The sequence below is a fragment of the Streptomyces sp. NPDC036815 genome (assembly GCF_055609205.1).
The window spans coordinates 290,874-302,890 of record NZ_JBVJPW010000007.1 but is presented as its reverse complement, the minus strand read 5'-3'; the positions used below and the strand labels follow the sequence as shown (position 1 = coordinate 302,890).

General features: G+C 72.2%; 10 protein-coding genes. 3 read left to right on the top strand and 7 right to left on the bottom strand.

Annotated elements, in window-relative coordinates; translation table 11 throughout:
- The first annotated feature begins 120 nt into the window (after positions 1 to 120).
- The 3 genes from ACZ69I_RS17715 to moeZ all read left to right on the top strand — a co-directional run bounded on the left by ACZ69I_RS17715 (position 121) and on the right by moeZ (position 3,055).
- Complete coding sequence (locus ACZ69I_RS17715; RefSeq protein WP_467671024.1) at positions 121 to 1,077, top strand: NAD-dependent epimerase/dehydratase family protein; 957 nt, start codon at positions 121 to 123, stop codon at positions 1,075 to 1,077.
- Entirely contained in the window at positions 1,065 to 1,814 is a 750-nt protein-coding gene (locus ACZ69I_RS17710; protein ID WP_467671026.1) for a spherulation-specific family 4 protein, read from the top strand. The genes ACZ69I_RS17715 and ACZ69I_RS17710 overlap by 13 nt, the downstream gene beginning before the upstream one ends.
- A gap of 62 nt (positions 1,815 to 1,876) precedes the next feature.
- Positions 1,877 to 3,055, top strand: coding sequence for an adenylyltransferase/sulfurtransferase MoeZ (moeZ, locus tag ACZ69I_RS17705; RefSeq protein ID WP_467671028.1), 1,179 nt, complete (start codon positions 1,877 to 1,879; stop codon positions 3,053 to 3,055).
- A 105-nt stretch (positions 3,056 to 3,160) separates the two neighbouring features.
- Here moeZ and ACZ69I_RS17700 read toward each other — a convergent pair whose 3' ends face one another.
- From ACZ69I_RS17700 to narH, 7 genes are all read right to left on the bottom strand, one after another.
- Positions 3,161 to 4,729 carry an alpha/beta hydrolase gene (locus tag ACZ69I_RS17700; protein WP_470833081.1) on the bottom strand — a complete coding sequence of 523 codons (1,569 nt, stop codon included), beginning with the start codon at positions 4,727 to 4,729 and terminating at the stop codon, positions 3,161 to 3,163.
- 87 nt (positions 4,730 to 4,816) lie between these two features.
- The gene (locus tag ACZ69I_RS17695; protein WP_470833079.1) at positions 4,817 to 6,364 is read right to left on the bottom strand and encodes an alpha/beta hydrolase; all 1,548 of its coding nucleotides are present in this window, start codon (positions 6,362 to 6,364) and stop codon (positions 4,817 to 4,819) included.
- Between the two features lie 100 nt (positions 6,365 to 6,464).
- Positions 6,465 to 7,892 carry a protoporphyrinogen oxidase gene (gene hemG, locus ACZ69I_RS17690; RefSeq protein WP_470833077.1) on the bottom strand — a complete coding sequence of 476 codons (1,428 nt, stop codon included), beginning with the start codon at positions 7,890 to 7,892 and terminating at the stop codon, positions 6,465 to 6,467.
- Positions 7,889 to 9,133 carry a TIGR04053 family radical SAM/SPASM domain-containing protein gene (locus tag ACZ69I_RS17685; RefSeq protein WP_470833076.1) on the bottom strand — a complete coding sequence of 415 codons (1,245 nt, stop codon included), beginning with the start codon at positions 9,131 to 9,133 and terminating at the stop codon, positions 7,889 to 7,891. The genes hemG and ACZ69I_RS17685 overlap by 4 nt, the downstream gene beginning before the upstream one ends.
- A complete protein-coding gene (gene narI, locus ACZ69I_RS17680; RefSeq protein WP_467671039.1) occupies positions 9,130 to 9,852 on the bottom strand; it encodes a respiratory nitrate reductase subunit gamma in 723 nt (240 codons plus the stop codon). Before narI ends, ACZ69I_RS17685 begins: the two co-directional genes overlap by 4 nt.
- The gene (gene narJ / locus ACZ69I_RS17675; protein ID WP_470833074.1) at positions 9,852 to 10,487 is read right to left on the bottom strand and encodes a nitrate reductase molybdenum cofactor assembly chaperone; all 636 of its coding nucleotides are present in this window, start codon (positions 10,485 to 10,487) and stop codon (positions 9,852 to 9,854) included. Before narJ ends, narI begins: the two co-directional genes overlap by 1 nt.
- A complete protein-coding gene (gene narH / locus ACZ69I_RS17670; protein WP_470833072.1) occupies positions 10,484 to 12,016 on the bottom strand; it encodes a nitrate reductase subunit beta in 1,533 nt (510 codons plus the stop codon). Before narH ends, narJ begins: the two co-directional genes overlap by 4 nt.
- Position 12,017 lies beyond the last annotated feature (1 nt).

The following is a 12,017-nucleotide window of genomic DNA, read 5'->3' as shown; positions in this document are numbered from 1 at the left end:
TCCCGCGGGGCCGACACCGCGGGCCTCACCCCGTGCACCACGGCAACACCCCGAAGGAGAAAGACAGATGACCACCCGCAGCCGTCTCCGCCATCGAGCGGCCACCCCGGGAGGCGCCCGATGAGGGTGCTGCTGATCGGAGCCAACGGATACCTCGGCCGGTTCGTCGCCGACCGGCTGCTCGCCGACCCGGCCGTGCAGCTCACCGCGCTCGGCCGCGGCGACGACTCGGACGTACGGTTCGACCTCGCCAGCGGGAGCCCCGGCGCGCTCACCCGCTTCCTGGACGCCGTGCACCCGGGCGTCGTCATCAACTGCGCCGGTGCCACCCGCGGCGGCGCCCGCGACCTGACCCGCCACAACACCGTCGCCGTCGCCACCATCTGCGAGGCCCTGCGCCGCAGCGGCTGCGGGGCGCGCCTCGTGCAGCTCGGCTGCGGCGCCGAGTACGGGCCGAGCCAGCCCGGCTCGTCGACCGCGGAGGACGCGGTGCCGCGCCCCGGCGGGCCCTACGGGGTCAGCAAGCTGGCGGCCACCGAGCTGGTGCTCGGCTCCGGGCTCGACGCCGTCGTCCTGCGGGTGTTCTCGCCCGCCGGGCCCGGGACGCCGGCCGGGTCGCCGCTCGGCCGACTCGCGGAGGCCATGCGGCGGGCGATGCAGGCCGGGGACGGCGAGCTCAAGCTCGGCGGGCTCGGGGTGCAGCGGGACTTCGTCGACGTACGCGACGTGGCGCGCGCCGTGCACGCCGCCTCGCTCTCCGCCGCCCAGGGCGTCGTGAACATCGGTGCGGGCCGTGCCGTACGGCTGCGTGACGCGGCCGCCGTCCTGGCCCGCGTCGCGGGGTACGGCGGCGCGCTGCATGAGCTGGACCAGGTGCCCGTGCGCCAGGTCATCGGCCACCAGCGCGGCGAGTCCGAGCACGCCACCCCGGCCGCCGCATATCCCTATCCGGACGGCTGCGGCAGCTGGCAGCAGGCCGATGTCCGCACCGCGCGCGACCGGCTCGGCTGGCGGCCGCGCATCAACCTGGAAGAGTCGCTCGCCGACATCTGGATGGAGGCCGCATGCCGCATCTGACCAGGTCCACGAGGGGCGCCGCGAGCACCGAGGTGCGCGTCGGCTTCGGCATCCCGGGCTTCGCCCACCCGCTCGTCGCCCCCGTCGAATGGGCCGAACTCACCCGCCCCGGCACCCCTTTGAAGTGGGTTGTCCTCAATGTCGCGAACGGCCCGGGCGAGCGGCCCGACCCGCACTGCCTCGAAGCGGCGGGCCGACTGCGGAACGCGGGCGTCCGGGTGCTCGGACACCTCGACGCGACGTACGGAGCCCGCTCGTTCGGGGAGCTGGTCTCCGACGCGCACCGCTACCTCGACTGGTACCAGGTCGACGGCTTCTCGCTGGACCGCTGCCCGACCGAACGGGCCGCGCTGCCGGAGGTGCGCCGGACGGTGACGACCCTGCGCGCGCTGATCGACGACGCGCACATCGTGCTCGGCCACGGCAGCCACCCGTACCCCGGATATGCCGAGACGGGCGACCAGTTGGTGACCTTCGCCGGAGCGTGGAGCGACTACCGCTGGTCGCAGGTGGCCGAGTGGACCGCCGACTACCCGCCGGAGCGCTTCTGCCACTTCGTGCACGGCATGCCGCTGGGACACCTGGACGAGGCGCTGCGCATCGCCCGCTGGCAGGGCGCCTCCACGATCTACTTTACCGACCGGGTGGAAAGGGGGGCCGGTGGCGACCCCTGGGAGTCGCTGCCCGGTTACTGGGACGACATCGTCTCGCGTATCGGAACGGGTGTCTCGGAATGAAGAGGGGCGTGGCAGTGTTACGCGGAGAACAACCTTCCGAAATACCGACCAACGGAGTCCCCGTGTCGCTGCCACCCCTGGTCGAGCCCGCCTCCGAGCTCACCGTCGACGAGGTCCGCAGGTACTCCCGCCACCTGATCATCCCCGATGTCGGGATGGACGGGCAGAAGCGGCTGAAGAACGCCAAGGTGCTGTGTGTCGGCGCCGGCGGCCTCGGGTCGCCGGCCCTGATGTACCTGGCCGCGGCCGGTGTCGGCACGCTCGGCATCGTCGAGTTCGACGAGGTCGACGAGTCCAACCTGCAGCGTCAGATCATCCACAGCCAGTCGGACATCGGCCGCTCCAAGGCAGCGTCCGCGAAGGACTCGGTCCTCGGCATCAACCCGTACGTGAACGTGATCCTCCACGAAGAGCGGCTCGAGGCCGACAACGTGATGGACATCTTCGGCCAGTACGACCTGATCGTCGACGGCACGGACAACTTCGCGACGCGTTACCTGGTCAACGACGCGTGCGTGCTGCTCAACAAGCCGTACGTGTGGGGTTCCATCTACCGCTTCGACGGCCAGGCGTCCGTCTTCTGGAGCGAGCACGGCCCGTGCTACCGCTGCCTCTACCCGGAGCCCCCGCCCCCCGGCATGGTCCCGTCCTGCGCCGAGGGCGGCGTGCTCGGCGTGCTCTGCGCGTCGATCGGCTCCATCCAGGTCACCGAGGCGATCAAGGTCCTGGCCGGCGTGGGCGACCCGCTGGTCGGCCGTCTGATGATCTACGACGCCCTGGAGATGCAGTACCGCCAGGTCAAGGTCCGCAAGGACCCCGACTGCGCGGTCTGCGGCCCGAACGCCACCGTCACCGAGCTCATCGACTACGAGGCCTTCTGCGGCGTCGTGTCCGAGGAGGCCCAGGAGGCGGCGGCCGGTTCGACGATCACTCCCAAGCAGCTCAAGGAGTGGATCGACGCGGACGAGAAGATCGAGATCATCGACGTGCGCGAGCAGAACGAGTACGAGATCGTCTCGATCCCCGGCGCCAAGCTGATCCCCAAGAACGAGTTCCTCATGGGCAACGCCCTGCAGGACCTCCCGCAGGACAAGAAGATCGTCTTGCACTGCAAGACGGGTGTCCGGTCCGCGGAAGTGCTCGCCGTGCTGAAGTCCGCGGGCTTCGCGGACGCGGTGCACGTGGGCGGCGGCGTGATCGGCTGGGTCAACCAGATCGAGCCCGAGAAGCCGATCTACTAGGCGTAGGGCCTGAACGGTCCATGAGGGGGGCCCGCACCTATTGGGTGCGGGCCCCCTTTTTCGCTTTGAGGGCTCGTCCTCGAACGCCGGACGGGCCGGCGTGACTCAGGAGGAGCAGACCTTGTTGTTCTTCGGGGGCGTGCCCTCCAGCAGGTACGTGTTGATCGCTCCGTCCACGCAGTCGCTGCCGTTGCCGTACGCCCCGTGGCCCTCGCCCTTCCACGTCAGGTGGACGCCGACGTCCTTGCCGAGCTCGTCCGCCATCCTGCGGGCGCCCTCGTAGGGCGTGGCCGGGTCGCCGGTGTTGCCGACGACGAGGATCGGCGCGGCGCCGGGCGCGCTCACCTCGGGGGAGTCGTAGAGCCCCGCCACCGGCCACTGGTGGCACCAGCCCGCCGTGTCCCAGCCGAGGATCCGCCCGAAGACGGGCGAGATGTCACGGAAGCGGTCCAGGCGCTTCTTCGCCGCCTCCGGAGAGGTCCGCGCCTTGGAGTCCAGGCAGGAGATTGCCCGCTGCGAGTGGCTCTGCGTGCTGTAGTGCCCGGAGGGGTCGCGTTCGTTGTAGGCGTCGGCGAGCTGGAGCAGCGCCGAGCCGTCGCCCTTCTCGGCGTCCGCGAGGGCGCGGGTCAGTGTGGGCCAGGTCTGCTTGCTGTAGAGCGTGACCAGGATGCCCGTGTTCGCGAGGGACTCGGTCAGCTTCCGGTCGCCCGAGGCGCGCATCGGCTCGGCGTCCAGGCGCTCGAACAGTTTCACTATCTTCGCGGCGCCCGCCTTCGGGTCCTGGCCGCGGGACCTGAAGTAGTTGTCCAGGGCGCGTTGGAAGCCCCTCGCCTGGTTCTCCGCGTGGCCGATCGAGTCGGTGCTCGGGTCGACGACCGCGTCGAAGGTGAGGCGGCCGACGCGCCGGGGGAACAAGTGGGCGTACGTGCCGCCGAGTTCGGTGCCGTACGAGACGCCGAAGTAGTGCAGCTTGCCGTCGCCGAGGACCTGGCGCATGAGGTCCATGTCGCGGGCGGCGTCGGCGGTGGAGATGTGGCCGATGACCTTCTTCGCGTTCCGCGCGCAGCCGGCGCCGAACTCCGCCGCGTCCTCGAAGTAGGCCTTCTCCTCGGCCGGGGTGTCAGGGGTGAGGTCGATCCTCTTCTCGGCGGCCTGCGTCGCCCGGTCGTCGCGGCAGCGCACGCCCTCGCTGGCCGCGACCCCGCGCGGGTCGAAGCTGACCAGGTCGTACCGCTCGCGCAGGGTGTCGTAGGAGTCGGCGAAGGACGGCAGGCCGGTGACGCCCGAGCCGCCGGGCCCGCCGAAGTTGAAGACGAGGGAGCCGATGCGGTCGCCCTTGCCCGTGCTCCTGGCGCGGATGAGGGCGATCCCGATCCGCTCGCCGTCCGGCTTCGCGTAGTCCAGCGGGACCTCGAGCGTCGAGCACTGCCACTCGGTGCCCGGCGCGCTGCCTCCCTCGGGCGCCTCGCAGCGGCCCCAGTCCAGCTTCTGGGCGGTCAGCGAGGCGGGCAGGGTCGAGGAGGGGTCCGGCTTCGGCCGCGGGCCGCGGGAGCTCGCCGAGGGGCCCTTCCCGTCGCTCTCGCCGCCGTCGTCGGACGAGCCGCACCCGGCGGCCAGGCCCGCCACGAGCACTCCTGCGGCGGCCAGGGCCGCGGACCGTACGAAACGCTGCATGAAAGCGCTTCCCCCCTCGGAAGACAGTCAGGCCATAGTAGGCGGGCCCTCCGACAGCACCGGGAAGGGCCGCCCGCGACACAGCCTCTAGGAGCAGACCGTGTCCGCCTTGGGGACCGTCCCCTTGAGCAGATAGCCGTTCACGGCGTCCCGCACGCACTTGTTCTTGCTGTCGTACGCCCCGTGGCCCTGGCCCTTGTACGTCAGCTCGACGCCGACGCCCTTGCCGAGTGCCCGGGCCATCTTGCGCGCGCCCTCGTACGGCGTGGCCGGGTCGCCGGTGTTGCCGATGACGACGATGGGCGGCGCGCCCTGCGCGCTCACGTCGGGGTGGTCGGCCTGGCCCTCGACCGCCCAGTCGGTGCAGCTGACCATGCCCCACGCCAGGTAGTCGCCGAACAGCGGTGAGGCCTCGCGGAACTCGGGGAGCTTCTTCTGGACGTGTCCCGGGGTGTAACGCGCCTTGTCGTCCACGCAGTTGATCGAGACGTTGGCGGACTGGATGTTGCTGTACTCGCCGTCCTCGTTGCGGCCGTTCATCGAGTCCGAGAGCGCCATCAGGATCTTGCCGTCGCCGTCGTAGGCCTCTTCCAGGCCCTGGGTGAGGTAGGGCCAGAAGTCCTTGGAGTACAGGGCCTGCGCGATGCCGTTGGTGGCGGCGGTCTGCGTCAGTTCGCGCGGCGGGAGGCCGCGGATGGGCTTGCTGTCCAGGTCGTCGAGGAGCTTCGCGATCTTGTCCTTGACGTCCTGCTCGCTGTCGCCGATCGTGCAGTCCGCCGACTGCGACGTGCAGTCCTTCGCGAAGTTGTCGAGCGCGAGCTGGAACCCCTTCGCCTGGCCGAGCGATCCCTGTTCGGCGTTCTCGGTGGGGTCGACCACGGCGTCGAACACCGCCCGCCCCACCTTCTTGGGGAACAAGTGTGCGTATACGCCGCCGAGTTCGGTGCCGTACGAGATGCCGAAGTAGTGCAGCTTGTCGTCGCCGAGGACCTGGCGCATCAGGTCCATGTCGCGGGCCGCGTCGGTGGTGCGGACGTGGCCGAGGGTGTCGCCGGCGTTCTTCTCGCAGCCACCGTTGAAGGACTTCACGTTCTCGACGAGCTTCTTCCGCTCGGCCTCGTCGTCGGGCGTGGAGTCCTGCTGGAAGTACGTGTCGAGCTGTTCGGCGTCCTCGCACCGGATGCCCGCGCTGCGGCTGACGCCCCTCGGGTCGAAACTCACCAGGTCGTAGCGGGTGCGCAGCTTCGCGTAGTCCTCTCCGAAGGCGGGCAGCGTGGTGATGCCCGAGCCGCCGGGGCCGCCGAAGTTGAAGACGAGGGAGCCGATGCGGTCGTCCTTGCCGCCGCTCGTGGCCGCCTTGATCAGAGCGACGTCGATCGTGTCGCCCTTCGGCTTCGACCAGTCGAGGGGCGCCTTCATGGTGGCGCACTGCCACTCGGCGCCGCCGGGCAGCGGGGACGGGGCCCCGCCGCCGCCTTCGGAGTCGTCGGGTGCGGGGCAGTCCTTCCAGCTCAGCTTCTGAGCCGACAGGTCCTCTTCCTTGGAGTCGCCGCCGCCGCACGCCGAGAGCGCGGCGGACAGGAGCAGGGCGGCGGCGGCCAGCGCGGTGACGCGCGGCGTGGACTGTGTGGGCATGTGCTCATCCTGCGCGGGCTCCTGACGGGGCGCTCGGGGCGCGGGCCGTGTGGGTGAGCCCGCGCTGCGGACTCCGGCGTTTCCCGCGCGCTGTCCGGGGTCAGCCCTCGGCGATCCGGCGGGCGGCGGCCGTCCCCGTCGCCACGCACGCGGCGACGCCCACCCCGTCGTACGCCGCACCGCACAGCGCGATCCCCGGCAGCTTGCCGACGGCCTCGCGGACGCGGGCGATGCGCTCGATGTGGCCGACGCCGTACTGCGGAAGGCCCCGCTCCCAGCGGGTGACGCGGGCCGCGACGGGCTCGCCGACGGACCCGAGCGCCTGGTGCAGCTCGGTGACCGAGGCGCGCACCAGATGGCGGTCCGGGGTGGCGAGCCGGTGCTCCTCGGCGACGCGGCCGATCGAGGTGCGCAGCAGGAAGAGGTCGGGGGCCGCCTCGCGCTGCCAGCGCCACTTGTTGCTGAGGAACGTGGCCGCCTTGAGGGTGCGCCCGTCGACCGCGGGGACGAGGAAGCCGTTGCCCGTGGGCAGCGCGTCCCCGTGCCGGTTCCCGTGGCCCAGGACGAGGGCCTCCGCGCGCGGGAACGCCATGGTCACCACGGCGGTGCCGGCATGCTGGATCGCCCCGAGATCGGCGTCGGCGAGCGGGGCGTGCGGCCGCAGGAGCTCCGCCGCCTCGTACGCGGGCACGGCCAGGACGACCGCGTCCGCCTCCAGGAGCAGCGGCCCGTCCCCGGTGACGGCGAGCACCCGCCACCGCCCGCCGGGGGTGCGCCGCAGCTCACGCACGCGCGTGCCGGTGAGCACGCGGGCGCCGCTCGCCGCGGCGACGGCGAGCGGGAGGCGTCCGGCGCCGCCGCGCAGGCCCTTCACGGGGACGGTTCGCGGGGCACCCGCGCGCGGGGCGGCGGTGCCGAAGGACGGGTGCATCCGCCGCAGCGCCCCGAGGAGCGGCTCGCCCCGCTCCGCGACCGCCGCCACGCGCGGCAGCACGGACCGCAGCGAGAGGCGGTCGGGACGGCCCGCGTAGACCCCGCCGAGCAGCGGTTCCACGAGCCGGTCCACGGCCTCCTGCCCCAGGCGCCCGCCGAGGTACTCGGCGACGGACACGTCGTCGGTGGTCGGCTCGACGGGCAGGGACTCCTCGTGGCGCAGCCGGGTCGCGCCCTCCTCGGAGAGCAGGCCGGTGCCCGCCAGCGCGCCGGGGTCGGCGGGGATGCCCATGACGTGGCCGGGCGGCAGCGGCCGCAGCGCGCCGTTCGACCACAGGGTGGTGGGCGCCGGGGCCGGGTCGCACAGGTCGTCGCCGAGGCCGACCTCCTGCGCGAGGTGGACGGCCTCGGGGCGCAGCGCCATCAGCGACTCGGCGCCCTCGTCGACGGGGATGCCCGCGAGGGTGCCGGTGCGCAGCTTGCCGCCGATGCGGGGGGCGCCTTCGAGGACGGTGACCTCCGCGTCGGCGCGCAGCCGCCAGGCCGCGGTCAGACCGCTGATGCCGCCGCCGACGACGATCACTGAGCGCGTCATGCCGCGCCCCCTTCCGTTCGGGCCGGGGCGCCGGGGCGGGCCGCGGAGGCGGTACGGGACGGCGTGGCCTGCGCGAGCAGCTCCCGCAGCTCGTCCTGGTACGGGAAGCTCCCGGGCTCGTACGCGCACCAGGGATCGGCGGCGAGGACCCGCCCCGTCGCCCCGTACGCGCGCGAACGGGAGCCCCCGCAGACGGTGTTGAACTCGCAGCGCCCGCACGCGCCGCCGAGCAGGGACGGCTCGCGCAACGTCGTGAACAGCGCGGAGCCCCGGTAGATGTCGACGAGCGGATGGTGCTTCACATTGCCGGCCGCCAGCGGCAGGAAGCCGCTGGGACGCACCTCGCCGGTGTGCGACACGAAGACGAAGCCGCGCCCCGAGCCGACGTCCATGGGCGGCCTGCGCACCGCGCGCCGCTCGCCCTCGTGCAGACCGAGGGCACGCGCGCGTGCCGTGAGGTGGGCGTACAGGGGGCCCCGTTCGGGCGTCTCGCCGTGCCGCTCCAGGATGACGCGCTGGAGTGCCACGCGGCGGAAGTGGTGGCCCTCGGTGGTCTTGGTGGCCAGGACCGCGCCCGTGTCGTACAGGAAGTGCAGGACGTCCTCGACCTCGTCGGGGGTGAGCGCGGCGAGCTGTCCGCCGCGGCCCGTCGGCACGAGCACGAAGCCGCTCCACAGCATCGCGCCCTCGCGCCGCACCAGGGCCGCGATGTCCGCGAGGTCCGCCAGACTCTCACGCGTGACGGTGGTGTTGATCTGCACCTTCAGGCCGAGCTCGTGGGCGGTCCGCCAGCCCTCCAGGGTCCACTCGAAGACGCCGTCCACGCCCCGGAACGCGTCGTGCCGCTCGGCCGTGGAGCCGTCGACGCTCAGCGAGAGGGCGAGGGCCCCGGCGTCGCGCACCGCGGTGAGGTTCGCCCGGTCCAGGGTCGGCGTCCCCGAGGGGGAGACGGCGACGCGCAGTCCGCGGGCCGTTCCGTAGGAGATCAGGTCGGTGAGGTCGGCCCGCTGGAACGGGTCGCCACCCGTGATCACGAAGAGCGGGCTCGGCCGTCCGAAGGCGGCGATCTGGTCCATGAGGCGGCGGGCGTCCGCGCCGTCCAGCTCGCGCGGGTCCCGCGCGGGCCGTGCCTCGGCCCTGCAGTGCGGACAGGCCAGCGGGCACGCGCGCGTGGCCTCCCAGATGACGATGAAGGGGCGCTCGCCGACATCGTGCCGGGGGCGTCTGACGATCCGGTTCACGAGACCCGCTCCCAGCCCCGCTCGGGCTCCCGGTTCGCGAGCTGTGCGGGGTCGCGGCGGCGGTAGACCACGTAGGGCCTGAAGAGGTACTTGAAGGGCGCGCTGACGATGTGGGCGAGCCGGGAGAAGGGGATCAGCGCGAACAGCGCGAAACCGAAGACGACGTGCAGCTTGAAGGCGAGGGGCGCGGCGCCCATCAGCCCGTAGTCGGGCCGGAGCGTGAACAGGCTCCGGAACCAGACGGAGATGCCCTCGCGGTAGTCGTAGTCGACCGCTCCGGAGGAGTTGAGGACGGTCGCGATCAGGCCGAGGAACAGCGCGCCGAGCAGCACCGTGTACATCAGGTGGTCGCTGCGGAGCGTGGCTCCGCGGACGGCGGGCACGGTCAGGCGCCGGTACACGAGGATCCCGATGCCGACGGCCGCGGCGAGGCCCGCGACGGCACCCGTCGAGACGGCGAGCAGGTGGTACGCGTGGTCGCTGACGCCCACCGCGTCGGTCCAGCTGTCCGGGATCAGCAGGCCCACGACGTGGCCGAGCACCACGAACGCCATCCCGAAGTGGAAGAGCGGCGAGCCGATGCGCAGCAGCCGCGACTCCCGCAGCTGGGAGGAGTGTGTGGTCAGGCCGAACCGGTCGTACCTGGCGCGCCAGGCCAGGCCCGCGATCAGGAGCGTGACGGCGACGTAGGGCATGACGCCCCACAGGATGAGGTCCATTACGCCGGGGTCCTTTCGCGGCCGGGGCGGGCGCCGGGGTGGGTGGGCCAGGGGAGTTCCACGCCGGGCCCGAAGGGTTCGAGCCCGACGGACTCGCGGGGCGGCCCGCTGCGGGCGAGCGCCTTCGCCTCGGCCCGCGTTTTCGGGGAGGGCCCCGGGAGCGTCCCGCAGACCGCTTCGAGCACGCGCGCGTACGGGGTGTCCGCGTCGGTGACGGCGAGCCGGAGCAGTTCGAGTCCGGCCCGGTGCTCCTCAAGGAGGGCGGTGCCCGCGGTCTCCTCGCGGGCGGCGAACTCCAGGAGCACCGGCAGGAAGTCGGGCAGCTCCTCGGAGGTGAACTCCAGGCCGTGCTCGCGGTACACCCGCTTGACGCGCACCAGCGAGAGCCCGCGGTTGCGGGTGTCGCCGTCCGACCACCAGGTGAGGTAGAGGCAGCGGCGGTTGCGGGTGTCGAAGACACGTGTGTAGTGCGCGGCGAGGTCCAGAGGGCGTTGCCCGCGCGCGTGGGTGATGAAGGCGCGCAGCAGCGGGTGACCGCTCGCTTCGTGGAGGCGGTCAAGCTCCGCGTACAGCCGCTCGTCCGGGTACTGCAGGAGCCGTCCGGCGACGAGGCGGGTGAGGGCGTCGGGGCTCATGCGCTCCTCCGGGTGGGGCTGAGGTTGAGCAGGACGCGCTCTTCGGTGGCGGCGGGTGCGGCCCCGGCCACCGGGCAGCCCTCCGCGAAGGGGTGGGCGTCGGCGAGGGCGTCCGCGTCGGACCGCGCGGCGGTCGGGATCACGTACCGGTCCTCGTACTTGGCGACGGCCAGGAGGCGGAACATGTCCTCCATCTCCTGCCCGGTCAGGCCGACGGCGGCGGCGACGGACTCGTCGCGCTCCTCACCGAGGTTGACGCGCCGCATGTGGGCGCGCATGGCGGCCATGCGGCGCAGCACCGCGTCGACGGCGTAGGTGTCGCCCGCCGTGAGCAGCTCGGCGAGGTACTCCACCGGGATCCGCAGCGCGTCGATGGCGCCGAACAGGTTGCCGGGGTCCTCGCCGTCGCGGCCGGCCGCGGCGACCGCCTCGACCACCGGGGAGAGCGGCGGCACGTACCAGACCATCGGCATCGTGCGGTACTCCGGATGGAGCGGAAGAGCGACCTGGTACGTCCTGATCAGGTCGTACACGGGGGAGCGGCGGGCCGCGTCCAGCCACTCGTCGCTGATGCCCGATGCGCGGGCGGCAGTCACGACCGCCGGGTCGTGCGGGTCGAGGAAGCACTCCAACTGCGCCGGATACAGGTCCTGTTCGTCCGCCACGGAGGCCGCCTCGGTGACCTTGTCGGCGTCGTACAGCATCACGCCCAGATAGCGCATGCGGCCGACGCAGGTCTCCGAGCAGATGGTGGGCATCCCGGCCTCCACGCGCGGGAAGCAGAACGTGCACTTCTCGGCCTTGCCGGTGGCGTGGTTGAAGTAGACCTTCTTGTAGGGGCAGCCGGAGACGCACATCCGCCAGCCGCGGCACTGGTCCTGATCGGCCAGGACGATGCCGTCCTCCACACGCTTGTACATCGCCCCGGAGGGACACGACGAGACGCACGCGGGGTTGAGGCAGTGTTCGCAGATCCGCGGCAGGTAGAACATGAAGCTCTGCTCGAACTCGAAGCGGATCTTCTCGCCGACCTCGTCGCGGATCTTCTCCACCAGGGGGTCCTTGGGCGCGTGCTCGGGGGCGCCGCCGAGGTTGTCGTCCCAGTTCGGCCCCCACTCGATGGTCCCGATGGGCTCGCCGGTGAGCTGCGAGAGGGGTTTGGCGACGGGCATGTCGTCGCCCGCCGGGGCGTCGGTGAGGTTCTTGTACTCGTACGTCCAGGGCTGGTAGTAGTCCGTGAGTTCCGGCAGTTCGGGGTTGGCGAAGATCTGCCCGAGCCGCTTGAGGCGCCCTCCGGCCCGCAGCCGCAGCCTGCCGGACCTGGTCCGCTCCCAGCCGCCCCGCCACCGCTCCTGGTCCTCCCAGCGGCGCGGGTAGCCCTGTCCGGGGAGCGTCTCGACGTTGTTGAACCAGACGTACTCGGTGCCCTTGCGGTTGGTCCACGCCTGCTTGCAGGTGACCGAACAGGTGTGGCAGCCGATGCACTTGTCGAGGTTCATGACCATGGCGATCTGGGCCATGACGCGCATG